The 23,190-nt window shown below is 40.0% G+C and carries 31 protein-coding genes; 26 read left to right on the top strand and 5 right to left on the bottom strand.

Features of this window, described 5'->3' with window-relative positions; genetic code table 11:
- The first annotated feature begins 28 nt into the window (after window positions 1-28).
- The 16 genes from G4407_RS02370 (at window position 29) to G4407_RS16470 (ending at window position 14,170) form a co-directional block, all read left to right on the top strand.
- Window positions 29-2,785 (top strand): YodL domain-containing protein, encoded by a 2,757-nt coding sequence (locus G4407_RS02370; RefSeq protein WP_117764029.1) that lies wholly within the window; start codon window positions 29-31, stop codon window positions 2,783-2,785.
- A 299-nt stretch (window positions 2,786-3,084) separates the two neighbouring features.
- The gene (locus G4407_RS02365) at window positions 3,085-3,291 is read left to right on the top strand and encodes a hypothetical protein (protein ID WP_012744284.1); all 207 of its coding nucleotides are present in this window, start codon (window positions 3,085-3,087) and stop codon (window positions 3,289-3,291) included.
- Window positions 3,269-4,459, top strand: a complete 1,191-nt coding sequence (locus G4407_RS17250; protein ID WP_130096560.1) for a CHAP domain-containing protein — start codon at window positions 3,269-3,271, stop codon at window positions 4,457-4,459. Before G4407_RS02365 ends, G4407_RS17250 begins: the two co-directional genes overlap by 23 nt.
- 158 nt (window positions 4,460-4,617) lie before the next feature.
- On the top strand, window positions 4,618-4,830 hold the full coding sequence (locus tag G4407_RS02355; RefSeq protein WP_008703822.1) for a helix-turn-helix domain-containing protein: 213 nt from the start codon (window positions 4,618-4,620) through the stop codon (window positions 4,828-4,830).
- 5 nt (window positions 4,831-4,835) lie between these two features.
- A complete protein-coding gene (vanR, locus tag G4407_RS02350; RefSeq protein ID WP_004853366.1) occupies window positions 4,836-5,537 on the top strand; it encodes a VanR-ABDEGLN family response regulator transcription factor in 702 nt (233 codons plus the stop codon).
- Window positions 5,524-6,609 carry a sensor histidine kinase gene (locus G4407_RS02345; protein ID WP_008703821.1) on the top strand — a complete coding sequence of 362 codons (1,086 nt, stop codon included), beginning with the start codon at window positions 5,524-5,526 and terminating at the stop codon, window positions 6,607-6,609. The genes vanR and G4407_RS02345 overlap by 14 nt, the downstream gene beginning before the upstream one ends.
- Before the next feature lie 134 nt (window positions 6,610-6,743).
- Window positions 6,744-7,601 carry a hypothetical protein gene (locus G4407_RS02340; RefSeq protein WP_025580548.1) on the top strand — a complete coding sequence of 286 codons (858 nt, stop codon included), beginning with the start codon at window positions 6,744-6,746 and terminating at the stop codon, window positions 7,599-7,601.
- Window positions 7,602-7,605: 4 nt separating this feature from the next.
- Window positions 7,606-8,319, top strand: coding sequence for an ABC transporter ATP-binding protein (locus G4407_RS02335; protein ID WP_004853372.1), 714 nt, complete (start codon window positions 7,606-7,608; stop codon window positions 8,317-8,319).
- Window positions 8,309-9,493, top strand: coding sequence for an ABC transporter permease (locus tag G4407_RS02330; RefSeq protein ID WP_012744282.1), 1,185 nt, complete (start codon window positions 8,309-8,311; stop codon window positions 9,491-9,493). Before G4407_RS02335 ends, G4407_RS02330 begins: the two co-directional genes overlap by 11 nt.
- Before the next feature lie 27 nt (window positions 9,494-9,520).
- Window positions 9,521-10,024 (top strand): hypothetical protein, encoded by a 504-nt coding sequence (locus G4407_RS02325; protein ID WP_015514509.1) that lies wholly within the window; start codon window positions 9,521-9,523, stop codon window positions 10,022-10,024.
- 43 nt (window positions 10,025-10,067) lie between these two features.
- Window positions 10,068-11,024 carry a D-alanyl-D-alanine carboxypeptidase family protein gene (locus G4407_RS02320; RefSeq protein ID WP_012744280.1) on the top strand — a complete coding sequence of 319 codons (957 nt, stop codon included), beginning with the start codon at window positions 10,068-10,070 and terminating at the stop codon, window positions 11,022-11,024.
- 65 nt (window positions 11,025-11,089) lie between these two features.
- Complete coding sequence (locus tag G4407_RS02315) at window positions 11,090-11,488, top strand: winged helix-turn-helix domain-containing protein (protein ID WP_015514508.1); 399 nt, start codon at window positions 11,090-11,092, stop codon at window positions 11,486-11,488.
- Window positions 11,489-11,929: 441 nt separating this feature from the next.
- Window positions 11,930-12,532 (top strand): hypothetical protein, encoded by a 603-nt coding sequence (locus G4407_RS02310; protein ID WP_012744278.1) that lies wholly within the window; start codon window positions 11,930-11,932, stop codon window positions 12,530-12,532.
- 42 nt (window positions 12,533-12,574) lie between these two features.
- Window positions 12,575-13,159: an SOS response-associated peptidase gene (locus G4407_RS02305; RefSeq protein WP_012744277.1), complete on the top strand. Its 585-nt coding sequence runs from the start codon at window positions 12,575-12,577 to the stop codon at window positions 13,157-13,159.
- Between the two features lie 23 nt (window positions 13,160-13,182).
- Window positions 13,183-13,641, top strand: coding sequence for a YaiI/YqxD family protein (locus tag G4407_RS02300; protein ID WP_015514506.1), 459 nt, complete (start codon window positions 13,183-13,185; stop codon window positions 13,639-13,641).
- 10 nt (window positions 13,642-13,651) lie between these two features.
- Complete coding sequence (locus G4407_RS16470) at window positions 13,652-14,170, top strand: hypothetical protein (protein ID WP_012744275.1); 519 nt, start codon at window positions 13,652-13,654, stop codon at window positions 14,168-14,170.
- 15 nt (window positions 14,171-14,185) lie between these two features.
- Here the strand turns inward: G4407_RS16470 and G4407_RS02290 are convergent, their stop codons facing one another.
- Both G4407_RS02290 and G4407_RS02285 read right to left on the bottom strand, forming a co-directional pair.
- On the bottom strand, window positions 14,186-15,565 hold the full coding sequence (locus tag G4407_RS02290) for a relaxase/mobilization nuclease domain-containing protein (RefSeq protein WP_012744274.1): 1,380 nt from the start codon (window positions 15,563-15,565) through the stop codon (window positions 14,186-14,188).
- Entirely contained in the window at window positions 15,532-15,855 is a 324-nt protein-coding gene (locus G4407_RS02285) for a MobC family plasmid mobilization relaxosome protein (protein ID WP_012744273.1), read from the bottom strand. The genes G4407_RS02290 and G4407_RS02285 overlap by 34 nt, the downstream gene beginning before the upstream one ends.
- Before the next feature lie 249 nt (window positions 15,856-16,104).
- Here G4407_RS02285 and G4407_RS02280 point away from each other — a divergent pair, with 249 nt between their 5' ends.
- Window positions 16,105-16,494, top strand: a complete 390-nt coding sequence (locus G4407_RS02280; RefSeq protein WP_012744272.1) for an MmcQ/YjbR family DNA-binding protein — start codon at window positions 16,105-16,107, stop codon at window positions 16,492-16,494.
- Between the two features lie 57 nt (window positions 16,495-16,551).
- Here the strand turns inward: G4407_RS02280 and G4407_RS02275 are convergent, their stop codons facing one another.
- Together G4407_RS02275 and G4407_RS02270 are read right to left on the bottom strand one after the other, a co-directional pair.
- Window positions 16,552-16,752 (bottom strand): helix-turn-helix transcriptional regulator, encoded by a 201-nt coding sequence (locus G4407_RS02275; RefSeq protein WP_005344265.1) that lies wholly within the window; start codon window positions 16,750-16,752, stop codon window positions 16,552-16,554.
- Window positions 16,753-16,808: 56 nt separating this feature from the next.
- Window positions 16,809-17,540, bottom strand: a complete 732-nt coding sequence (locus tag G4407_RS02270) for a helix-turn-helix domain-containing protein (RefSeq protein ID WP_130096559.1) — start codon at window positions 17,538-17,540, stop codon at window positions 16,809-16,811.
- Between the two features lie 194 nt (window positions 17,541-17,734).
- On the opposite strand from G4407_RS02270, the gene dinB reads away from it, so the two are divergent.
- The 5 genes from dinB to G4407_RS02245 all read left to right on the top strand — a co-directional run bounded on the left by dinB (window position 17,735) and on the right by G4407_RS02245 (window position 20,665).
- Window positions 17,735-18,982, top strand: coding sequence for a DNA polymerase IV (dinB, locus tag G4407_RS02265; RefSeq protein WP_023922632.1), 1,248 nt, complete (start codon window positions 17,735-17,737; stop codon window positions 18,980-18,982).
- A gap of 14 nt (window positions 18,983-18,996) precedes the next feature.
- Window positions 18,997-19,209: a LexA family protein gene (locus G4407_RS02260; RefSeq protein WP_023922630.1), complete on the top strand. Its 213-nt coding sequence runs from the start codon at window positions 18,997-18,999 to the stop codon at window positions 19,207-19,209.
- Window positions 19,210-19,221: 12 nt separating this feature from the next.
- Entirely contained in the window at window positions 19,222-19,461 is a 240-nt protein-coding gene (locus G4407_RS02255) for a hypothetical protein (RefSeq protein WP_005344271.1), read from the top strand.
- Between the two features lie 250 nt (window positions 19,462-19,711).
- The gene (locus G4407_RS02250) at window positions 19,712-20,284 is read left to right on the top strand and encodes an ArpU family phage packaging/lysis transcriptional regulator (RefSeq protein WP_012744267.1); all 573 of its coding nucleotides are present in this window, start codon (window positions 19,712-19,714) and stop codon (window positions 20,282-20,284) included.
- A gap of 9 nt (window positions 20,285-20,293) precedes the next feature.
- A complete protein-coding gene (locus G4407_RS02245) occupies window positions 20,294-20,665 on the top strand; it encodes a hypothetical protein (protein ID WP_012744266.1) in 372 nt (123 codons plus the stop codon).
- 73 nt (window positions 20,666-20,738) lie between these two features.
- On the opposite strand, the gene G4407_RS02240 is transcribed toward G4407_RS02245, so the two are convergent.
- Complete coding sequence (locus G4407_RS02240; protein WP_015524569.1) at window positions 20,739-20,945, bottom strand: DUF6219 family protein; 207 nt, start codon at window positions 20,943-20,945, stop codon at window positions 20,739-20,741.
- Between the two features lie 179 nt (window positions 20,946-21,124).
- Here G4407_RS02240 and G4407_RS02235 point away from each other — a divergent pair, with 179 nt between their 5' ends.
- The 4 genes from G4407_RS02235 to G4407_RS02220 all read left to right on the top strand — a co-directional run bounded on the left by G4407_RS02235 (window position 21,125) and on the right by G4407_RS02220 (window position 23,046).
- Window positions 21,125-21,442 (top strand): helix-turn-helix domain-containing protein, encoded by a 318-nt coding sequence (locus G4407_RS02235; RefSeq protein ID WP_008688152.1) that lies wholly within the window; start codon window positions 21,125-21,127, stop codon window positions 21,440-21,442.
- A 151-nt stretch (window positions 21,443-21,593) separates the two neighbouring features.
- On the top strand, window positions 21,594-21,806 hold the full coding sequence (locus tag G4407_RS02230; RefSeq protein ID WP_012744264.1) for a sporulation initiation factor Spo0A C-terminal domain-containing protein: 213 nt from the start codon (window positions 21,594-21,596) through the stop codon (window positions 21,804-21,806).
- A 7-nt stretch (window positions 21,807-21,813) separates the two neighbouring features.
- Window positions 21,814-22,245: a hypothetical protein gene (locus G4407_RS02225; RefSeq protein ID WP_012744263.1), complete on the top strand. Its 432-nt coding sequence runs from the start codon at window positions 21,814-21,816 to the stop codon at window positions 22,243-22,245.
- A 327-nt stretch (window positions 22,246-22,572) separates the two neighbouring features.
- The gene (locus G4407_RS02220) at window positions 22,573-23,046 is read left to right on the top strand and encodes a sigma-70 family RNA polymerase sigma factor (RefSeq protein WP_023922628.1); all 474 of its coding nucleotides are present in this window, start codon (window positions 22,573-22,575) and stop codon (window positions 23,044-23,046) included.
- Window positions 23,047-23,190 lie beyond the last annotated feature (144 nt).

The raw sequence follows: 23,190 nt of genomic DNA, 5'->3' as shown, positions 1-23,190 counted from the left end.
CATTTTTTAGAACACAGGAGGAATTTATATGGCAAGAAACAGGATAACGGGTAGAGAAACACAGAAAATGCAGGAATACACGCAGGGACAGATCAGTCAGGCAGAGCGTAGAGGCATAGAATTTCCAACAGATGTAAAAGAACAGCTTTTTGAATATGCGAATCTGATCGGTGAGGAAGAGAAAGTTAGGACTCTGGTAAGAAATCTAGCAGATGCAGTGATCCAGGCAGATGAAGAAGGGGTAGAGGATCTACTGGATGATGCAAGAATGGATATTCAGGATCTACCAGATCCAACCATAGGTAAGCTGGAATTACGTGATTATGGATATACAGCAGAAGACATGGTGCCGCTTAGAAAAGAAGCAGCTTTGGATTATCACAGAATGGGTTCTAAGATTTATTGCCTGGGCAGCGATGGCAGCAAGGGAGAGTATGCAAGTAAAGAAATGATACAGGCGCATGAAGGTCTGTTTGGCATGGAATCGCAGATGTGGGAACGGATAGAGGAGAATGACCTGGATTATGCCGATGAAGATTTTGGAGCATTTCAGGAGCCTATGAGTGTCATTGAGCAGGAAGAAGCACTGAAATTATACGATGCCGGAGCAGATATCTATCTGATCACTAATTTTTCATCACCAATGTATGTCACGGAACGCATGGAAATTGAACGAGGACCGGAGCATTATCAGATGTCTATGACAGAACTGGAGCGTTTCCGTAACCTGGAATGGGAAATGCAGAAATATCCGCAGATTCAGTCTTTGAAAGAGGCAAACCTGTTGTTAGGAACAAGGCGAACCTTTGGTATTTATCAGATCAAGGACGATTCACCGGGCGAAAACTATGCATTTATGAATATGCGCTTTATTGAAAGTCATGGTATGCAGATAAAAAAAGAAGATTATAAGCTGGTCTATGTTGGGGAATTATCGGGAAATATGTCACTGGATGATATTTTTGAAAGGTTCAACATTGATAGACCGGAAGATTTCCGTGGGCATTCCCTGTCTGTCAGTGATATCATAGTTCTGAATGACGGGGAAAAAGTAACCGCTCATTTTGTAGACAGTATCAGTTTTGAACAGCTGGATTCTTTCCTGAATCTGGAAGAACAGGTTCTTAGTGAACTGGCATATGAGGTAGGAGAACGTTACTTTGCTATTCAGAGAACAGAAGAAGGATATGATTATTCGTTTTACGATGAAGATTTTCGTCTGATGGATGGTGGCGTCTATGAAAATGATCAAATTTCTATTGAAGAAGCGGCAGAGGAACTTCTGGAAGACGAAGGCTGGACTGGAGAACGCATCCGTGGAGATTATGATCAGTTGATGGAAAAAGTAGAAGAAATGGATGAAGTTGTAATGGCAGAGATTCAGAAAAGCCAGGGCGAATATAAGCCTTTGGCAAAGGTGGAGGAACTGGAAGAGGCGAATTATAACATGATTGATAACGTCCTTAATAATATGCCACCGAAGAAAGAGCCTTATCTGGAATATTTCGCCACAGAATGTGATGAGTTCCATGATATGGGAGCTTATGAAAAAAGTACCGATGTTAATCAGATTGCTGCGGTCTATGAAAAATATAGGGAGAATCCTAAAACTGCGTATCTGGGATGCTCAATGGGAATTATTTATCGTGATCCGGAAGACAGTTACTATGATGAAGCCGAATTTGCGATCGTTAAAGGGAATACCGTATTCGGAAATCTGATGGATGATGTTCGATTTTATGGAGAACTTGCACTGGTACGGGAAGGGATCGAGAAAATTCATGAAGCATTGCCGGACTACAAGTATGTACCGATGAGGGATGTTCGAGAAGCAATGTATCCTGAGAAAATGACCACAGAACAGCTGGCAGAGGCACTGGATGAGATTGCAGAAGCTTTTGATCCGTATGAGTATCGAGATAATGTGGAGAGGGGAGAAAATACGGTGCAGGAAGTAATGCTGGATTTGAGAAGTGGAAATATTCATTCCTATATTTCATATCTGAAGGATATTGTAGACGAAGAATGCGATCTGTCTGTTCGTGCAGGAGTATTGATTGAAAGACTGAAAGCCTATGAACCTGAACTTCCAAAGGATATGGAACCAATGGTGTATGTAAACTATTGTGAAGAAAGTGATCTCATGAATCCAAGATGTCAGAAGCTGTCTGAGCTGGATGCAAAAACAGCAGAAATGGATAAAGAATGGTATGCAAAACGTGATCCGAAGACAGAGGAACCTACAAAAATTGCAAAGATATATGTGACTGTATATTATGCGGAAAAAGGTGAACAGATGCTGCATCATTTTAAGAAGTCAATGGATATTGGAAATGGACATGGCGGTATTGTGAGTCAGTTGAAGTATGATAATGAAATGAAGCTTACAGATGAGTATTGGATCAATTACCAGAAAGGCAAAGGAAGTGAAGAGTTCCAAAAGTATATGGAAGATCTGACAGACATGCAGAATCATGTGCTTCCGTATCTGCAGAGTTTTTGCAATCTGGAGGAAAAAGGTGTGAAGGAGAGACGAGAACAGCAGATAGCAGAAAGATATGAAGGAAGAGCAGATGAGAGGGTAACAAGTACCGAAGCGAATGAAGTTGTTAAGGATGTAGGAAAAACAGATAGAAAACCGGCACAGCAGAAGCAGGCGGTAGATGGAAAAGATAAGAAATTATCCATTCATGAACGGCTTGAGATCAATAAGAGGATTATTCAAGAAAAGCAGGGAAAAGATAAAACGGAGAGAGGAGTTGATTTGGGTGTAAGGACAGTGTAGAATAAGCAGAACGAGTCGGAGGTCATGGATGATAACGTGGCTTCCGGCTTTATTGCGTATTGTCGGAAGAATTATAAATGGTATAATGAATGTAAATGCGATAAAAGAATGTCGCCTGTTATGCGACTTCCAAATGAGAAAAGTGTGTTATTCTGAGATCAAACAAGAGGCTAATAGAGTCAGGAGGGTGACATTATGAGTAAAAAAGGATATAGCAGACCAGGATTCTTTGGATCCATAAACCATTATGATGCAAACGGAAAAAAGTAGGCGAGAGCAGACCAGGATTCTTTGGTGGTATGAACGACTATGATGCAAATGGAAAGAAAATCGGACATAGTTCGCCTTCCTTTTTTGGTGGTATGAATCATTATGACAATAACGGGCATAAAGTAGGTGAGAGTCGACCAGGATTCTTTGGCGGTTTAAACCATTATGATGACAAGGGGCATAAGCGGGGGCATAGCAATCCAGGATTTTTAGGTGGATTCAATCATTACGGTTAAAACTGCACAGAGAGCAGCACAAGCGGCAAGGGCTGCGGCAAAAGCCGCCGTGGTTACGGTAAAGGCGATTGCCAAAGCGACCGCACTTGCCATTAAAGCGATTATTGCCGGAACGAAAGCCTTGATTGCCGCTATCGCCGCAGGCGGCTGGGTGGCGGTTTTGGTTATTATCGTGATTTGCCTGATTGGTATGATCCTCGGCTCAGTATTTGGCATTTTCTTCTCAGACGAAGATTCCGGCACTGGAATGAGTATGCAGACCGTTGTGCAGGAAATCAATACCGAATACGATACCAAGCTGCAAGAGGAAAAGAACTCGGTATCCTATGATGTTCTTGAAATGAGTGGCAGCAGAGCCGTTTGGAAAGAGGTGCTTGCCGTTTACTCTGTAAAAACGAATACGGATCAAGATAACCCCCAAGAGGTTGCCACAATGGACGATGGCAAAAAGCAACTCTTAAAAGACATCTTTTGGGAGATGAATCAAATATCTTCCCGAACAGAGAGCAAGACCGAAACAGTTATTACCGAAACCGATGACGGACACGGTAATATCGTGGAAACTGAAAGCACGGTCACACAAACCTATCTGTATATTACCGTCAGCCACAAGACTGCCGAGGAAATGGCGGCGCAATATGGTTTTAACGAAGAACAGAAAGGCTACCTCGCTGAACTGCTTGCAGATGAAAACAATTACCTTTGGTCACAGGTGCTTTACGGCATTACAGGCGGCGACGGACAGATCGTGACCGTTGCACTCTCTCTGGTTGGCAATGTGGACGGTCAGCCGTATTGGTCGTGGTACGGTTTTAACTCCCGTGTAGAATGGTGTGCTTGCTTTGTATCTTGGTGTGCCAACGAGTGCGGCTATATCGACGCTGGAGTTATCCCAAAATATGCAGGCTGTGTCAACGGAGTACAATGGTTTAAGGATCGTGGACAATGGCTGGATGGCAGCGCCGAGCCTGCCCCCGGAATGATTATTTTCTTCGATTGGGCAGACGAAAGTGGTCAGGATGGATTATCCGACCATACGGGTATTGTTCAAAAGGTCGAAAACGGCAAGGTTTATACGGTCGAGGGCAACTCCGGCGACAGTTGCCGAGTCAATGAGTATTCTATCGGTTATTACGAGATTCTTGGCTACGGCGCACCTGCCTATTAAAATACACAAGCCGCCTGCATTTTGCAGGCGGTTGGATTACATATCAGAAAGATATTGTGCCGGTTTGAAAACTAAAAGTCTCAAAATACAGACTTAATAATTGCGATTTCACTCTCAAAGTGCTATAATACAAACTATATTTGGGTGGAGGTGCGGAAATGAAAGTACGGTACAACAAACTTTGGAAACTTCTGATTGACAAGGGAATGAAAAAGAGTCAATTACGAGAAGCGGTCGGGGCAAGCAAAAGTACATTTGCGAAACTCGGAAAAAATGAAAATGTTACCCTTCCCGTGCTGTTGAATATATGCGAATACTTAGAGTGTGATTTTGGCGACATAATGGAAGCCGTACCCGAAAATGAGGTGTAGGATCAATGAACAAGAAGATTTTAATTGTGGATGACGAAAAAGAAATCGTTGATCTGCTTGAAGTGTATTTGAGTAACGATGGTTATTCAGTATATAAATGTTATAATGGGTTAGAGGCGATGAAATGTATCAAACAGTCGCAGATTGATTTAGCGATACTTGATATTATGCTGCCGGATATTGATGGTTTTCGACTTTGCCAAAAAATTCGGGAAAAGTTTTACTTCCCTATTATTATGCTTACCGCCAAAATTGAGGATAGCGACAAGATTATGGGGCTTACGATTGGTGCGGATGATTATATAACGAAACCGTTTAATCCTTTAGAGGTTGTGGCAAGAGTAAAGACGCAATTAAGGCGTTATCAGAGCTATAACAGTCCTAATTTGAGCCAATCCGAAGAAAAAGACGAGTATGACATCAGAGGTCTACTGATAAACAGAGTCAGCCACAAGTGCTACTTGTATGGCAAAGAAATAGCCTTGACTCCGTTGGAGTTTTCTATTCTGTGGTATCTGTGCGAACATCAGGGTAAAGTTGTCGCCTCGGAGGAATTATTTGAAGCCGTGTGGAAAGAAAAGTATCTTCGCAACAGTAACAATACGGTAATGGCGCACATTGGGCGGCTTCGGGAAAAATTGAATGAACCTTCAAAAAATCCGAAGTTCATTAAAACTGTTTGGGGGGTAGGGTATGAAATTGAATAAAAAAGAAAAAAACTATCTGCTCTCTACCTTGTTCAAAGGGTATGTAATTCAATGTGCGATTTGCTCTGTGCTTATTTTTGGCGGTACTTTTCTTTTAGGAATTATGGCAGAGGAAATTCTCCGCAAGTATGTTTTGTATTATTACTTGTATTACAGAACAGTATATCTTTATATAGTGGCTGTAATCGTGTGGGGTGGCTGTATTATATACATGACATACCTACTTTTGAAAAAAGTAGTCGCCTATGTGTACGAGGTACAGGCTGCGACAGGAAAAATGTTCGATCAGAATGTCAGTTACATTGAAATGTCCCCGGAGTTGAGTGAAATCGCCGCTAACATCAATCAGTTAAAACAAGAGGCTGAAAGTAATGCAAGGCTTGCAAAAGAAAATGAGCAGCGAAAAAATGACCTGATTATGTATCTTGCACACGATTTGAAAACACCGCTTTCTTCTGTAATCGGGTATCTTACTTTACTGCGTGATGAGTCGCAAATCTCAAAGGAACTTCGAGAAAAGTACCTTTCAATCACTCTTGGTAAGGCAGAACGGTTAGAGGATCTGATTAACGAGTTTTTCGAGATAACACGATTCAATATATACGATATTACATTACAATACACGAAAATCAATTTAACTCGCCTGCTGGAGCAACTTGTATATGAATTTAAGCCTATGCTCAAATCAAAGAATTTGCAATGTAATCTTTGTGTTGATGATGATATAATGCTTCGATGTGACGCAGACAAAATTCAGCGTGTTTTTGATAACCTTTTGAGAAATGCGGTTATCTACAGTTTTGAAAATACGGATATCACGATCAGCGCACAATGTCAGGAAGATACGGTCAGCATTATTTTTTGTAACCACGGCGATACTCTGCCGGAAGAAAAGTTAAACAGGATTTTCGAGCAGTTTTATCGGCTTGACGCAGCGAGAAGTACAAGCAGTGGAGGAGCTGGATTAGGTTTGGCGATTGCAAAGCAGATTGTTGAACTACACAATGGTACAATCGTTGCAGAGAGCCAAGAGGATCAAAACAAGTTTTCAATTACTTTGCCGTTGGCGTAGGAAAATTGTAAGAATTTGCATAGAAAAAAAGAGGAATACCTTACGAGCAATCAAGAAAATACGGGCTTCTGTTTTGGTACAATAAAAGTATCAAGATAGAGGCTCGTATTTTTTGTGATACAGCATAAGGAGGAATGATGAAGTTGCTAAGAAAACAAATGCTGCTATGTTCTATTTTGTTTCTTGTATTTACGCTATCTGCCTGCTCTGCAATTGGGCAGACAGACGAAAACAATCTTACAGATAGCGCAACATCCGCAGAAAAAACGGTATCAGTTGTACGAGGGACAATTACTCCAACCGTTTCAACGCAAACGACTATTGTTCCGGCAGTACCGTTTATTATTTCCTCACCCGAAAATGGCATATTTAATACAGCGGTAGAATTAGAAGAAAAAATCACTGCCGGGCAAATTATTGGAACTGTGAACGGCAAAGAATTGAAATCTCCGGTGGATGGTACAATTACCTCTATTGCCCCATCCAATGAAAGCGTACCGAGTAATTATCCCGTAGCGATAGTGCATTATACAGGATTTGCCCTCAATGTAGAGGCAGATAATTTTTTGAGTACCTTACCGGAGTATGCAGAGTTGAAAGCAAAATTTCAAGTATATGATGGTGTAGGACCAACCGATATGATTGCCGTGGTGTCGCCTGCCGCAGATGAAAATGCGTTTACGGGAATCGTGCCGCAAGAGGGCATTCTGCAATGCTTGATCAGTCAAACAGTCGATGTGAAATCGGGGCAAAGTGCAACGGTAGTCATAACGGCGACAACGAGAAATGATGTCCTTATATTGCCGCTGTCGGTAATAGCGGGTAGACAAGGGACGGGATTGGTTACTGTAATTACTCCGAATGGAGAAAGAGTGGAAACAAAAGTGACATTGGGTGTGACAGACGGAGCCAATATAGAAATACTGTCCGGCTTAGAGGAGGGCGATGTAGTTTCTGCTACTCCGCCAAACCTTGATCCGAGGGGGATTTGATAAAATGAAAGGAATTTCCGAAAAGACTTTAATCAAAATAAAGGATTTGAAAGCAAGCGTCAAATTGAATAATGGCGATATGCTGACAACAGTAACCAACGCTAATATGGAATTGCAACGAGGGCGCAGTTATGCCATTGTCGGAAAGTCCGGCTCAGGCAAAACAAGCCTTATATCCATTATTGGCTTGTTAAATCGGGAATATGAGGGCGAGTACCTTTATGATGGTATATCTATTTCTGCTTTGAAAGACCGTGATCTGTCTATACTGCGAGCCAATAATATCGGATTTGTATTTCAGAACTACTCTCTGATTAAGCACTTGCGGGTATGGGAAAATATCGAATTACCCCTACTCTATGCCAAAAAGTCGTTTACCGCCAAACAGCGTCACGAGATAATTACAGGCTTGCTAAAAAGTGTCGGCTTAGAAAGCAAGGAAAATGATTACCCAATCAATTTGTCCGGCGGTGAACAACAAAGAGTTGCAATCGCAAGGGCGCTTGCAGTATCTCCGGAAGCCATTTTATGTGATGAGCCTACGGGAGCGTTGGATAAAAAGACGGGAACGCAGATTATGGAACTGTTGCACAGCGTCGTAAAAGAAAATGGAATTATGCTGCTGTTGGTTACGCACGATCCTGATATTGCAGATACCTGTGATACGATTTTTGAAATGGATGGAGGGAGGATAACTTGTGCTAAAAATGATACTTAAAGACCTTCGTCTGTCTCCACTTAGAAGTATTCTGACAAGTGTTTCAATGCTTGTAGGCATTATCGCAATGCTTGGATCGGTATTAGTTGGTACGCTTGGACGGGAGTATTTGATTTCCGTAAACGCACAGGTATATGGCTGGTCACCTACTTACTCATTCGTGATAACGGAATCCGATTTTCACGATAGAAATAAAATGGAACAATTATTCCAGAGATTTGAAGCCATTGATGATGTAGCCGCTGTTACTTTTTCTATGGGAGAAGATATTCGATTTGCACCAATGAAAGATTTAACGCCAATACCGCCGAATGATGTTTACCAAAACCTGATGGCTTTTGATTTAGTTTGCACCACGGAGGCATATAGTCAAGTCTATAATCTTCCAATGACATCCGGTAGATGGTTAGAGCCTTCGAGTGAGGGCGGCTCGCTTGAAGTGGTCATAAACAAAGAAGCTAAAAACTATTTTAATGATTCGCCCTATGCTGCAGGAAATGTAAAAAGCACACTTTCGTTAACCCCATTCAATATTGTCGGAGTAGTAAACGATGGCAGGGATTTTCCGACTATCTATGCGGATTCTGCGGCGATCCTCAATTTCGCACCAGCAATGTGGCAAGTACAAAATGCAAATGTGTATTGGCATCCCACAACAGGACTGACAATCGAACAGATACATTCTGCCCTTGGCGACATTTTGACTGATACCATTGGCGGTTACTGGGAAAGTGCTGGGCGGAGTGATATTGGAGATACCTATGATTCGGTATTGTCCATACTGCAATTAGGGCTTTTGGTTACTTCGCTTTTGTTGCTGTTTGTTTCCGTATTAGGGCAGATCAATATCGGACTATCTTCATTGGAACAGCGCACACATGAGTTGCTGATCCGCAGAGCGATAGGTGCTTCACGAACAAATATTGTGGCATTGGTTTTAGGCTCACAGTTGATTTTATCAATATTCGTTTGCCTTGCAGCTATTTTGATTTCGCTGATTTTGGTGCATTGTATTGGAGCGTTGCTCCCTGTGGATTCCCCGGTGGGAACACCGAGTTATCCAATCAGCGTTGCTGTTGTTGCAGTTGCTGTGTCTGTGCTTACAGCATTATTGGGCGGATTATTACCAGCATTGAAAGCAGCAAAATTAGAGCCTGCATTGGCTCTTAGATAATAAAACTCAATTCAAGGAGGAAACAAAATGAAACGAACAATCTCAAAATCCGAAAGACCGTACAGACTGTTATTGTGTGTTATGATTTCTTTGCTGGTGATTATGCTGGCAGGCTGCTCCACTTCTTCGGACTCCGACACAAACACAAGAGGTTTCACGGACTTTGCTACCATTGAAGAAGAATACCTAACGACCATTGAGAGTTTGAATTGGCCGGAGGGCTTTACGCCGCCTGATGCTTTGGAAGGCGAAGATACGGGAGCGTCTTTTCAGATAGGATATGGCGATACAAGAGCATCTAACCTTTGGGAATATTCTTGGATGCAGGAATGGCTTGATACTTACAATACGGATTCGGAAAGGGCGGCAAAAGCCTTAGCTGAACTCGAAAAAGCCTTTGATATGCCTTATATGGGAACAGATCGCTGTGATGACGCCACACGCAAATATCTTCGTGATAATATTGATAAAGCTAAGTTGGGAGATCCGTCTGGATTTACAGAGTGTATTCAGGCAAATTATGCCGATTAAAAATGGCACATAGGAGTTTTGGTGTTGGGAGGTGAGCACATATATGCAGAGAAAACGCCGTAAGAAAAAACGATTTGGAGTATTTTTGTTTTTGCTTGTAGTTTGTATCGGCATAGGTATAATGTTTGTGCCGTGGGCAATGCAGCCGGAAAATTTCAGAGAGGTAAAGAATAAAATAAATGGTTTTCTCTACAAAGAAGATTTTCCTGACTCTTATAATGCAAAATCGCTGATTTTGGTGGATTGTTCTGATGATGAAATATTTGTTTCAAAAAACGAGAACGAGCCACAAATTCCTGCAAGTTTAGCCAAGCTGTTTGTTATTGAGTATGCGTCAACTTTAGCAGACCTTGATAGTATCGTTGTTGCAGACTATGGTGCTATTTCACTCACGAAACCTGGCTCGTCTGTTGCTCAAATCAAGGAAAAAGAATACTTTTTACACAATCTATTTGCGGCAATGTTAGTACCGTCAGGGAATGACGCAGCTTATGTGGTTGCTGATTATTGTGGAGGATTACTTTCGCCGCAAGCAGAAAGCTGTCAAGAGCGTGTGAGGATTTTCATGGAGAACTTAAACCTGCATTTGCAACAGCAGGGGTACTTAGACACAGTTTTATATGATCCGAGTGGTTTTGATATGGAGGCACTTACCACCACTTTAGATTTGAAAGAAGTAGTATATCGGTTGTTGGAATACTCGTGGTTTAGAGAAATTGTATCTCAAAACACTTATACGGCAACACTGCCTGATGGCAGTACACAAATATGGCAGAATACAAACGCCTTCCTTGATCCGACATCCGAATATTACAACGAAAATGTATGCGGAATTAAGACTGGCTCTCTGTCTGACGACTATAACTTGATTGTGCTTTATCAGCAGCACGGAAAAGAGTTTTTGATATGCAGTTTAGGCTCTCAGTCCGATTCCTCTCGTTATGACGATGTGAATTTTATTCTGAAAACGATTGATGAATCGTATTATCTCACGCAATAAATCTTATGTTGTCCAAGACAAAAAAACTAACCAAGGGGGGTGATAATATCGGACGAATCGTAATAATGGAGTTCAAAGCACAAGACTCAACAGCCTTTGACGATATGCTGGCTTTTGTAAAACAGCACCCTGATTTTGAAAAATTAGAGATTTCATATGAGCCGACATTATCCCTTTCCGGCTTAGAAATCAATTTGAGCCGGCGCAGAGTTATCAATAACGGTCAGGAAATTGAACTGACCGTCAAAGAGTACGATATACTCTGCTTGCTCGCAGCCAATAAAGGTCGTGTTCTTACATACGAGCAGATTTATGATAAGGTGTGGGGCGAAATATCAGCAGGCAATGAAAAGGATACCGTAGGCTTTCACATTCGGAATCTTCGTAAAAAACTTTGTGATACAAACTCTCACTTTTCCATAGATAGTGTTCGTGAGATCGGCTACCGCTTTAACAGTCAGTAAGCAGTCCCTCGTAGTTCATAATGAATTGCGAGGGATTATTCATTTTCTAAGACGGTATGTCGGAATTTGATAAATCCCTGCAAATGTTGATTTTATACGACTGTTAAGAGCAATATCGTGTCTAAACTTGCGACTGGACTTTGCATTTTCTACGAGTTATCTTCGTAATATCTCGGCATTATACTACTGGAATGTTTATCATAAACAGGGCATGATTTATGGCAGAATGGGCAGTCGTTCTCGTGCCATTTATTAGGTCTTGCTTGGATACGAATATGTTTAACTCCATTCTTATCAGAGTAAAGATTACAATTTTTTATAACTGTGTTCTTGACATTAAGGACACTTTTGCATAATGTATTAACTGAAGCCACTTGTGAATACTCCTTTTGTGTTTTTCTTCGCAGTTAATACATTAAAGGACACAAGTGTTTTTTCAATATGGTGTTGTTAATTTATGGTGTTAGGCTTCCACCATTATGCCAGAAGCCTCATATAAATTTATTGGGAAGAGTTACCGATCAAGTTTTCTCAGAATCCGAAGAATGGGATATTGATACGGTGTCAGAAACTATTGCATCGGAATATGAAAGAGCAACGAATCTTTCGATAAATAAAGAGAAGCAGAATTTGCCAATAGAAGAAAAACGAACGATAGATGTTAAAGAAATACGAGAATGGCTGAACTTTATTATTACGATTATATCAGTTGTTTTGGGAGTTACGAATTCTTCAGCAACAACGATAAATAATTACAATTATACACAACAAGTCAATAATTATTACATCGTTGGAATGGGATATGATGCGAAGGAGCTAAATACGACTAAATATAGAATCGTTAATAGAGAATCTATTGTACGACTGAAGCATGACTGCCATTCGATTGTAATTGAAAAGCTTGAGGAAGGGAAAGTTGTTAGAATTATAGATAAATATAAAAAGTGGCGACAGATAATTTGGGAGAATGAAGATGGTGAAGAATGTATGGGGTGGATTCAAAATTATAAATTAACTGAGTTTAAAGTGCCTAGAAATAAATGATGTATATTTGATGAAATAGAATCTATAAGTGAAGGAAGTATTATGTGTGGTAGATATTATATTGATTCTGATATGGCAGATGAAATCGAAAAAGTAGTGCATGATATAGACCAACGGATCCGGCAGGAACATTTTGCAGGAGATATCTTTCCAACCAATGTAGCACCGATCATTGAAAAATCAGAACATGGATTGAAACTGGATGTTTGCAAGTGGGGATATCCATTGTCACAAGGAAAGAATCTGGTTATAAATGCAAGAGCAGAATCTGTTATGGATAAACCTTCTTTTCGAAATGGAATCCTCTATCACCGCATTTTGATACCGGCAAGTGGGTTCTATGAATGGAATCGGTTAAAAGAGAAAAATACATTTTCCAGATATGATGCACCAGTATTGTATATGGCTGGCTTCTGTGATTGGTTTGAGAATGAACGACGATTTGTGATTATGACTACAGCAGCCAATGAATCTATGATAAAAGTACATGATCGTATGCCGCTGATATTGGAAAAAGGACAGCTGAAAGATTGGTTCGATGACAGGAAAATGGAGCAAATTCTGCATCAGGTACCGGTTCAGCTAAAACGAGAGGCAGAATACGAACAGCAGAGCTTATTCTTATAATGGTTCAGAGGAGAAATAGAAAGATGCAAATATTTGTTGATGCAGATGCCTGCCCAGTGGTTGCGATCATTGAAAAGATTGCAAAAGATAATAGTGTTCCGGTAATGTTGTTGTGTGATACAAACCATGTTCTGTCATCGACTTATAGTAAAGTTGTTGTTGTCGGTGCAGGAGCAGATGCAGTAGATTATAAACTGATTAGTATCTGCCATAAAGGAGATATTGTCGTATCACAGGACTATGGTGTGGCTGCAATGGCATTGGGAAAAGGTGCTTATGCTATTCATCAATCAGGTAAATGGTACACGGATGATAATATTGATCAGATGCTAATGGAACGTCACCTGAGTAAAAAAGCCAGAAGAAGTTCCCGTAAATGTCATGTCAAGGGACCGAAGAAGCGGACGGAGGAAGATGATGAAAGATTCGCTCAGTCTTTTGAAAAAATGCTTTTGATGGCACGGGAGAAAGAAGGCAGATGAGGAATTGTAGATGCAGAGGAACGACAGAAGCTATAAAGACTTAAAACAAAAACAGAAGAGTGCAATAGCAGATAAAACATACAAAATGCACTTGAAGTTTTATCTTGAGAATCAGCGAATGCCGGATGCTACTGAAATGAATGATATATGCAAAAGTTTGTTTACGGCAGTTCAATCGCTTGCTCCTAAAACGGAATATGAAGAATTTTATAAAATTGTTGAAAAGCGTGAAAAGAGTTATGAAGAACGTATCCTGAGAGACATTCAGAATGGAATTATAATAGAAACACTTATGGCAAAAAAACATAAGAAAACGCCGGAAGAAAAAGCAGCTGTTGCGAAACAAAAGAAGCAGCAGAGGCGAGCAAGACGGAAACAAGAAACAAGAGATAATCTGGCTAAAGAAGAAATCTTGCAAGATGACAGATTTTTCGTTATTGCCGGTTATACCTCCGGAGGTGCACCGTATGGTGTCACCTGGGAGGAAATGGGTCTGAAACCTTGGGAAGATTTGGAAGAGAATAATTGAGTTGTCAGTGCAATCTTATTTATCTCTTGTGACAGAAACAGGTTCCCGTTTTGCCGGAAGTAAGTCTGAATTGATTTCAGGAGCATCGAGCAGCACAGAGAAATTTTGCTGAATGATATCCAGTGTTTTCTGCTTTTTCTGTAATTTCTGTTTTTCCCGGACGGTAGCAGCTTGTTCAGATTCAAGATTTTCAATCCGCTTCTGGATTTTTTCAGAGCTAGGGATTTTGGTAACACCGAGATCCTGAAGCTCTTTTTTTAGTGAATCGTGGAGTTGGTATTCTGCCAGATGCTTGGAACGGTATTCTTTTGGATTTTTTGCAGATTTGCAATCTTCTATCACTTTACGGCAGAGCCGGTAAGAATCACAGTGTTTCTGAATGACTTTCTGCGTGCTTAGCTCACTGGTGATGTGTGCTATTCTCTGATCAGCCGCTTTAACAGAAGCATCAACATCAGAAACATGCTGCCTGAAATCCTCATAATTCAGTAGGTTATTTTCTGAAAGATAGTTGAAGGTGCGGGCTGCCTCTTTTAGATTATTGAGTTTTGCCCAATGTTCAAATCCTTCTCGATTGCCAGTCGTTACATACGTGGAGATATTGATATACAGGCGAGCTTCTCTGGACAGATGTTTTGGAGTTTTCACTTTGCTACGATTTTTAGCTAAGTGGATGCGGACGTTTTCTTCCGTATAATAACTTCCCAGAGATTTCATATAAGTGAAATTTTTTTGTTCCGGTGCACGGAAAGAAAGATGCTTTCCCTGCCGGACTTCATATCCAGCTAACTGCATTTTTTGTAGAAATTCCTCATAGTTGATGGAAGTCCAGATTGCTTTATCAACTGCAACACGTAGCTTGGCTTTCCAACTGGTGCCACGATGATATTCCATGTTCTCTTTATAGCTTTTTCCTTTTTCTCCGGTTGGCATACTGGTGGCAAGTCCATTTTCCAGGCAGATACGATTACTGATTCTGCAGAGTTTATGGTAGCTCCGCTTATTGGAAACATACTTGTGATGATCAACAAAGCTTGCAGCGTTGAAGATGATATGGTTATGAATGTGCTTTTTATCAACATGGGTACTGATCACGTATTCATATTTTCCTTTCAGTACTTCGGCTGCAAATTGCTGTCCTAAGCGATGGGCAGTTTCGGCATCAACTTCTCCAGGTTTAAATGACTGGATCAGATGAAATGCCAGGTTATTACCTTTGTCCATTCCATTCTTTTTTGCCATTTCTCTAGTCATGGAAAATTCGAGATCAGCAGTTTCCGGGGAACAGCCAAAACTGGAAACCAGCAGTTTTTCATCAGTCTTGTCTGGATTCGTGATATAGTCCAGAGCTTTCTTGTCTGTTACTTTAATGGGGAAGATCTTAATATATGCCATAGTTCTTTCACCATCTCTTTCAATTCTTGCATTTCTTCCGGATATAGATCTCCGGTGGTATTTACCTTTTTTGCAATCTGGTTGATATTTATGCCAATCTTGTGCATTTCCTCATACTGTTTCTTCAGAGGAGTTGTATCTGTGTTGACGATGTAGCCGTCGATTGCCATCTTACGCAGATAAGCTCCCATGTTCTTGGTTTTTGATTCTATCATCTTCCTGCGGATTAACTTTCGTTCTTCTTCTGTGACATAAAAATGAATTTCTTTGTTTCTTTTTCTTTCAGCCATTAGCAGTTTCTCCTTTCTGAGAGGGCAGTAGTATCGTTGCTTTCAGCGTTTTTCAATTCAGGGCAGGGTACCCTAAATTGGGATTTTCCGGAAGTGTATCCTCACTTCCTGTCCTTGCTGTTTTACCCCTCTATTAGTTAAAGTCAGGAGAACCGGGAAAATGCAAAAGAATTTGGCAGGTAGTACGGGAACTGAAAATATGGTATGATTATGGGCAGGATATCAGAAGAATCAGGAGTTGAATAAACTGTGAAGAAAGAAGAAATTTTTGAATATGTGAAGAAACAGTATGGTACGGTGCCGGAGTATTTATGGGCACAATCACCAGATAATGCTGTGCTACGACATAAGAATGGAAAATGGTATGCTGTGGTCATGACGGTTGAAAAATCGAAACTGGGATTAGAAGGAAAAGATCCGGTTGATATCATGGACGTAAAGTGTGATCCGGACATGACGAATATGATTATTCAGACTTATGGATTTTTACCTGGATACCATATGAATAAGCAGCACTGGATCACGATTTTACTGGATGGTTCTGTCAGTGAGGCTAAGACACTGGACTTTTTGGATATGAGCTATGACCTGATTGACGGAGCAGGCAGAAAAGAAGAAAATGTAAGTGGATTACAGTGATTTTTGAGCAAAAGGAAAACCGGGGATTTTACTCCTCGGTTTTCTGGCTGTTGTGCTTCAGTCTTCAACTTGAAAAATATCTTCTACAGGCACTTTCAGGTAATGTGCCAGCCGGATTGCAATCTCAAGAGAGGGATTTCGTTCTCCACGTTCGATGCGGCCTATCGTCTGGCTGCAGGAACCTATGGCTTCAGCCAAATCTGCTTGAATGAGATTCCGTTCTTCACGAATATCTTTTAATGTATTATTGATTGCCATTCAATCACTTCCTTTGCTTATTGTTATCAGTAGGATCATGAACCTGCTGTTGAAATCTAATGAAATCCTGGAATTTCTGCACCTTTGCATTTCCCGATTACTTTTCCAAAAATCTTAAAAGAGTCAGATTCCAAAACTTGGATAGGACGATATTTTTGATTTAAAGAGATCAGATAAACACCATCTGGCTCATCGTGTAATTCCTTGATGTAAGTATTGCCGTTGAGATAGAAGATTCCAATTTCACCATTAGCAAGAGAATCTTTTTTCTGAATCCATGCAACATCGTCTGTATGATAAAGTGGCTCCATACTATCACCAGAGATCCGCACACCAAAGTCAGTCTGCTCAGGAGCAAGATGTCCTACGTCATAGGTTTCTTTTACAGAATCTTCCAGGTAATTTCCAGTACCAGCAGAAACTGGTTCCCAGGTAATTTCTACAGGATGATGGAATGGGATAATCTTTGCAGACAGTGGAGAAAACTTTTTAGAAGCTTTCAAAATATCAGCAAATTCAATCAATTTATTTCTGCCTTCTTCATTCAATCCACTCATAATGTTATATGGATTTTCTCCAAAGAAGGATTCATATATATCTTCGATATCAAGTAACTGGCAAAGTGTCAGGAAAACATGTAAAGCGGGTTCTCGTGCATTGTTCTCCCATTTGGAGAGTGCTTTTGTAGTGACCTGAATACCTTCCTGAGAAAGCAGGTTTACCAGCTCTGATTGAGAGTATCCTTTCTTTTTTCTATTTTCTGCTAATATTTCCCCGAAATCACGCATTTGTTCGCCTCATTTCTATTTGAATTTTCTATATGCATTATACCGTATGTTAGAAATAAAATCAACAATAATCTCCGAAATGGAGAAAATACAACCAAGATGTTACTTGACTATCTCCGAAATGTCGATATATACTAAACATACAGAAATTGATAAGACATTATGTTGAAGGAAGCAGCTGGGAGGTGAAAAGTTTGAGTGAGCGTGTGATCCTGCATAGTGATATGAACTGTTTTTATGCCAGTGTAGAAATGCTACATCATCCGGAATTTGCTGGAATGCCTCTGGCAGTCGGTGGTGATCCGGAAGCCCGGCATGGAATTGTGCTGACAGCAAATTATATTGCCAAGAAAAAAGGAGTAAAAACCGGAATGGCATTATGGCAGGCGAAACAGGTTTGCCCGGAAATTATTTTTGTACCACCACGGATGGATTTATATTTGCGATTTTCTCAAATGGCAAGGGAAATCTATTCAGAGTATACAGATAAAATTGAGCCATATGGAATTGATGAAGCCTGGCTGGATGTATCAGATAGTGGAAATCTGAAAGGAAGCGGAATGACGATTGCGAGAGAAATCAGCCATCGGATTAAATACGAACTTGGAGTAACAGTGAGTATTGGAATTTCCTGGAATAAGATTTATGCGAAACTTGGTTCAGATTACAAAAAGCCGGATGCAATCACAGAGTTTAATCGAGAAAATTATAAAGACAGGATATGGCAGCTTCCTGCGTCAGATTTGCTTTATGTCGGAAGACAGACAAATAAGAAATTGCAAAAACTTGGAATCCGGACAATCGGGCAACTTGCGGAATCAGACGAAAAGTTGTTAGAGAGCCATTTTGGAAAAATAGGAAATGTATTATGGGCTTTCGCAAATGGCTGGGATGAAGATCCGGTTTGCAAGGAAGGGTATGAAGCTCCAGTAAAGTCGATAGGTAATAGCACCACAACACCGAGAGATCTGGAAAATGATCTGGATGTTTGGATCATTCAAATAGCATTGGCAGAAAGTGTAGCTGCACGATTGCGGAAACATGGATTTAAATGCAAAACAGTAGAAATTACAGTTCGAGATAATGGATTGTATAGTTTTTCCAGACAGATACATTTACGACAGCCAACGAATATTACAAATGAGATTGTAACTGCAGCATTTCAGCTATTTAAAGATAATTACAAATGGGAACATCCCATTAGAAGCCTGGGAATCCGAGCTGCGGATCTTGTGTTAGATGATATTCCCGTGCAGTTGGATTTATTTGGAAATCAGGAGAAAAAAGAAAAGTTAGAGAAGCTGGATCGTACTGTAGATGAGATAAGACGACGGTTTGGATATTTCAGTATACAGCGAGCGGCAATGTACCAGGATAAAGTCTTATCCCACTTAGACGCTGGTACGCACACGGTCCATCCACACAGTTATTTTCATGGGTAATTGGAGGGATAGATTTGAAAAAAGCATTAACCAGAAAACAGGAAGAAAGTTATCAGTGTATTTTGAATTATACGAAGGAGCATGGATATCCGCCGACAGTTCGGGAATTTGGAGAGTTGATCGGGGTGAAATCAACATCATCTGCTTTTTCCAGAATCAAGCAGTTGGAGCAAAACGGATATATCCGAAGGATTCCGGCATCGCCAAGAGCAATCGAGATTTTATAGTGAGGTGTCGGCATGAACAAAGTATATGTAGATGTAGTGGCAGAGTTTCGGAAAGACGGACAGCTGGTTCCCATATTTTTTACATGGGAGGATGGAAGAAAGTATAGCATTGACAGAATTTTGAAAATCGAGCGATGCGCCAGCAGAAAGGCAGGCGGTGTAGGAATGATGTACACCTGTATGATACAGGGACAGGAAAGCCATTTGTTTTACGAAGTGGATAAATGGTTTATGGAGAGAAAAACAGCATAAGGAGAGATAGGTATAGACGATATTATTTGGATTATTAACCGGCAGGGATAGTCACTTTCCCTTTATATTCCTGCAGGTTTTACATAAGAAGATGGATTCCGGTCAGCAAAGGCAACTCCCACAATGCCTTTTGGATATCCGCTTCTGCAAATTGTAGTAAGTAATTGCTTCCCATCAAAATCATGGGGAAAGCGAACTGGTCTGAAAGACCGCCAGTTAGTGTGATGATGATAAGGAGATTTTGAAACTGATGACAGACAGAGATTATGCAATTAAATCAATGAAAGAGATTACCTTCCAGATGGCAAGCCATGCACAGGATTATCTGGAAGTTACAATCGAAAGACATTATACTGATATTAAAGAACTGATGACAAGTTACCAGAAGCTGATTTTGGAAAATCAGGTCGTATTGGAAGAACTGGATATGGAGTGCCAGGAGAAGATCAATGAAGATATGGCATATGCGTTAAGCTACCTGAGCATTTATAATCATCAGCTGAACGTGCCAAAGATGCACCGGGAGATGAATAACCTGATGATTATTTATGGACTGTCGGACATGATCTATCGGGGAATGACACTGGTGAAATTTTATGCTCCCAATGGTGTGACACTCAGTGAAATTCTTCATTCCTGCTTTTGCAGTCATTACAATAAGACAGATGTGGAAGTGCAGCAGGAACTGGGAATAGGCAGGACTTCTTTTTATAAGATGAAGAAGCAGGCCCTTGGATATTTAGGATTTTATTTTTATGAGATCGTGGTACCGCAGGCAAAGGATAAAAGATTTAAACCGTCACTGGGCGTAGAGGAAGAGTAGGTGAGTAATATGAGATACGAAGATTCGATGAAAGGTGTAGCTGCTCAGATAATCAAAGAACAGCAGCGAGCCAGTAAAATAAAAAACAATCCAGAAGAGTTCCATTGGCATGACGAATATGCAACGTTGAATTTCTTTCGGTTTATCTGCAAAAATATCGGTAACTTGGGAAATGGAGAAATTGAGAAAATGGTCACACGCTTGAAAAGCATAGATCAGAAAGCAGTGGAAAACCATGTGAATGGTGCTGTTTGGGCATTTGATTATGATAAGATGTTCTGTGTACTGATGGAAAATGAAATTTGCCGAAAGGTGTGTGAAAAGAATAAATATAATAGTTGGATGAAGTTGATTGGACAGTATTGTGTTTCAATGGCTTAAAGATGAAGAAAGTTGTTGGAGGGAAAAAACTCTCCAGCAACTTTGTCTTTGATGAATAGAGGTCAATTTTTGTTCAATTATTTTCACTATTGTTTGATTCAGTGATTTTTTTCTTCTTTGGAGAAACCAGTTTGTGACCGGAATAAATGGACATGCCCATACAAAGCAATGAAGAATAGGCAAAGTATTTATGTGCAGTCATAGATTTTCTGATTCCAGAATAAATGCATCCCAACATACAGAAAAGTGCGCCTAGGGACCAGTATTTATGTGATTTCATGATTTGATACCTCCTTTGATTTAGCTGCTTCAATCATAACTCTATTTTACGAATATGCAAAGAAAATCTTGAAATATAGTTCTGTAGAATTAGAACTTGGCTTTGCGATTCTGTATATTTAAGATATCCACAAGTATACTAAATCCAGAACGATTATTCGTTCTGGAGGAGGTGTTACGATGGATTTGAAGGCAGTAGGACAGCGAATCAAATCAGCACGAGAAGCAAAAAATCTCACGCAAGAGGAACTGGCTGCATTAGTAAATTTAAGTCCGACGCATGTGAGTGTAATAGAGAGAGGCTTGAAAGTTACAAAATTGGATACCTTTGTTGCAATTGCAAATGCATTAGATGTTTCTGCAGATACTCTTTTGATTGATGTTGTGGCACATTCAGTTACAGGTGTTACCAATGAGCTGACAGAGAAAATAGAAAAACTTCCGATCAAAGAGCAGAAAAAAATTATCAAAGTAATTCATACATTATTGGAAGAGTAATATGACAAAATGGGAAGAGCAAGTAGCTCTTCTTTTTTTTGACTTTTTATTCCGCTTTAAATTGTAAAGTGTCTTTTCATGATAATAGAAATATGCTAAATTAGTTCTATAGAACAATGTGTAATTCTACTTATATATTGGAGGAAAATGAATGAGAGAGAAAACTATTTATGAGAAAATTGCAAAAAAGTACAACACAACACCAGAAGAGGTACGCAGAGAAATGCAGATAGCCATAGATGCAGGATTTGATAATCCTGATCCGGATGTGCAGGAAGAATGGAAGAAAATGACACTTAAAGGAGACAGACCCACACCGGAAGAAGTAATCAATTACGCAGTAAAACAATTAAAAGGAAATTAATGAAAATATGAAAAGAAAGATAATTGCAGTAATCTCAGGAGCAGTCATCTTGATAATTGCTACAGGAAGTATTTATGGGAAACCTGAATCTGGTCATAAGGAAGGTGAACCTGATGTAGTAGGAACATTTTCCATAAATCAGGATGAAAATCTAACCGTAGTAGCTAACCGGGAAAATATTGAGGATAGAGAAGCGTTTGCAAGAGAACTTTTGCAGATGTACAAGGAGAATTCTTTTCATTCGACAAAATTCTCCACAGACAGGGGATATGCGACGAGTCTTGATATGAACATCTATTTATGGAAAGAGGATATTGAAGATGGGGAATCGGTAATGACAGCCGAATACAGACCTGTAGAATATGGAAAGGACTATGATGTTGTCAATAATCCTGATAAATTTCAACTATATATAGATGGAAAAGAAGTAGAAGAATAACACGGTGAACTTTTTATACTGAAATATGTACGATTTCAATAATGATGTGAACTTATAGGAATGTATTGCGGATACTTTGTGAACTTTATCCTGATACAATGATTATGCTGATGAAAGAAGGCATAGATAACTGAATATAAGAAAGAGACGAAGGCCTCAGTAGTTAAGAAAAAAACTACTGGGGCTTTTTTTCGTGCCTGAATTTCTCAGCCAATAACTGCGGGTATGTCCCGGCAGGATAAAGGCGGAGCAGGCATGATTCTAAACAGAGGTCCGCCTTCTGGATTTGAAACAAGCAACGAGATTTCAAATTCAGGAGGAACGGACATGTATATTGAACACCCATATTTTTATGAAGGAAAGTATTACGCAAATATTGATGGAGAGATGATTGAGATTACAAAAGAGGTTGCGTATGCGATGAACAATTTTTATAGAAGCAGCAAGGCAAAAAAGGTAGAAATCAAAAACGAATTGGGAGAGGTCGTGGACAAGATGTTGAGGGAAGTACCTTACAGTGGTCAGTCCATTGATGGAGAAGGCTTTATGATAGAGGATTTTCCGGATCTGAATTGTGATGTGGAGCATAGTGTGCTGACAAAAATGGAACAGCAGGATATCCACAAAGTGATCAATCAGCTGAACTCCGAGGAACGCATGATTATTTACGGTATTTTCTTTGAAAACAAGACACAGACACAGATGGCAGAGATTATGGGAATTTCCAGACAGATGCTGTCATACAAGCTGAAATCCATTCTTAATAAGATGCGTGAAATGTATATGAATAAATTTTTTTAAAAAATTTTTCAAAATCTTTTGCATCTTCCGAAGTCATTTGACTTTAGTAATTAGAGGAGCTTTAAGGACTCCCTAAAACGCACCGTGATAACTGAATATCCAATAATAACTGACGTGACATTTCATACAGTGAGCACGAGGAAG

The organism is Allocoprococcus comes (assembly GCF_013300725.1).
Lineage (GTDB): Bacteria > Bacillota > Clostridia > Lachnospirales > Lachnospiraceae > Allocoprococcus > Allocoprococcus comes_A.
This window is presented reverse-complemented; position numbering and strand designations above follow the sequence as displayed.

What these genes read in the sequence shown, in the direction of transcription:
- G4407_RS02370 (WP_117764029.1), top strand. Translation starts at nt 29, where the DNA reads ATGGCAAGAAACAGGATAACGGGTAGAGAAACACAGAAAATGCAGGAA.
- G4407_RS02365 (WP_012744284.1), top strand. Translation starts at nt 3,085, where the DNA reads ATGAACGACTATGATGCAAATGGAAAGAAAATCGGACATAGTTCGCCT.
- G4407_RS02355 (WP_008703822.1), top strand. Translation starts at nt 4,618, where the DNA reads ATGAAAGTACGGTACAACAAACTTTGGAAACTTCTGATTGACAAGGGA.
- vanR (WP_004853366.1), top strand. Translation starts at nt 4,836, where the DNA reads ATGAACAAGAAGATTTTAATTGTGGATGACGAAAAAGAAATCGTTGAT.
- G4407_RS02345 (WP_008703821.1), top strand. Translation starts at nt 5,524, where the DNA reads ATGAAATTGAATAAAAAAGAAAAAAACTATCTGCTCTCTACCTTGTTC.
- G4407_RS02340 (WP_025580548.1), top strand. Translation starts at nt 6,744, where the DNA reads ATGATGAAGTTGCTAAGAAAACAAATGCTGCTATGTTCTATTTTGTTT.
- G4407_RS02335 (WP_004853372.1), top strand. Translation starts at nt 7,606, where the DNA reads ATGAAAGGAATTTCCGAAAAGACTTTAATCAAAATAAAGGATTTGAAA.
- G4407_RS02330 (WP_012744282.1), top strand. Translation starts at nt 8,309, where the DNA reads ATGATACTTAAAGACCTTCGTCTGTCTCCACTTAGAAGTATTCTGACA.
- G4407_RS02325 (WP_015514509.1), top strand. Translation starts at nt 9,521, where the DNA reads ATGAAACGAACAATCTCAAAATCCGAAAGACCGTACAGACTGTTATTG.
- G4407_RS02320 (WP_012744280.1), top strand. Translation starts at nt 10,068, where the DNA reads ATGCAGAGAAAACGCCGTAAGAAAAAACGATTTGGAGTATTTTTGTTT.
- G4407_RS02315 (WP_015514508.1), top strand. Translation starts at nt 11,090, where the DNA reads ATGGAGTTCAAAGCACAAGACTCAACAGCCTTTGACGATATGCTGGCT.
- G4407_RS02310 (WP_012744278.1), top strand. Translation starts at nt 11,930, where the DNA reads ATGGTGTTGTTAATTTATGGTGTTAGGCTTCCACCATTATGCCAGAAG.
- G4407_RS02305 (WP_012744277.1), top strand. Translation starts at nt 12,575, where the DNA reads ATGTGTGGTAGATATTATATTGATTCTGATATGGCAGATGAAATCGAA.
- G4407_RS02300 (WP_015514506.1), top strand. Translation starts at nt 13,183, where the DNA reads ATGCAAATATTTGTTGATGCAGATGCCTGCCCAGTGGTTGCGATCATT.
- G4407_RS16470 (WP_012744275.1), top strand. Translation starts at nt 13,652, where the DNA reads ATGCAGAGGAACGACAGAAGCTATAAAGACTTAAAACAAAAACAGAAG.
- G4407_RS02290 (WP_012744274.1), bottom strand. Translation starts at nt 15,565, where the DNA reads ATGGCATATATTAAGATCTTCCCCATTAAAGTAACAGACAAGAAAGCT.
- G4407_RS02285 (WP_012744273.1), bottom strand. Translation starts at nt 15,855, where the DNA reads ATGGCTGAAAGAAAAAGAAACAAAGAAATTCATTTTTATGTCACAGAA.
- G4407_RS02275 (WP_005344265.1), bottom strand. Translation starts at nt 16,752, where the DNA reads ATGGCAATCAATAATACATTAAAAGATATTCGTGAAGAACGGAATCTC.
- G4407_RS02270 (WP_130096559.1), bottom strand. Translation starts at nt 17,540, where the DNA reads ATGCGTGATTTCGGGGAAATATTAGCAGAAAATAGAAAAAAGAAAGGA.
- G4407_RS02255 (WP_005344271.1), top strand. Translation starts at nt 19,222, where the DNA reads ATGAACAAAGTATATGTAGATGTAGTGGCAGAGTTTCGGAAAGACGGA.
- G4407_RS02250 (WP_012744267.1), top strand. Translation starts at nt 19,712, where the DNA reads ATGACAGACAGAGATTATGCAATTAAATCAATGAAAGAGATTACCTTC.
- G4407_RS02245 (WP_012744266.1), top strand. Translation starts at nt 20,294, where the DNA reads ATGAGATACGAAGATTCGATGAAAGGTGTAGCTGCTCAGATAATCAAA.
- G4407_RS02240 (WP_015524569.1), bottom strand. Translation starts at nt 20,945, where the DNA reads ATGAAATCACATAAATACTGGTCCCTAGGCGCACTTTTCTGTATGTTG.
- G4407_RS02235 (WP_008688152.1), top strand. Translation starts at nt 21,125, where the DNA reads ATGGATTTGAAGGCAGTAGGACAGCGAATCAAATCAGCACGAGAAGCA.
- G4407_RS02230 (WP_012744264.1), top strand. Translation starts at nt 21,594, where the DNA reads ATGAGAGAGAAAACTATTTATGAGAAAATTGCAAAAAAGTACAACACA.
- G4407_RS02225 (WP_012744263.1), top strand. Translation starts at nt 21,814, where the DNA reads ATGAAAAGAAAGATAATTGCAGTAATCTCAGGAGCAGTCATCTTGATA.
- G4407_RS02220 (WP_023922628.1), top strand. Translation starts at nt 22,573, where the DNA reads ATGTATATTGAACACCCATATTTTTATGAAGGAAAGTATTACGCAAAT.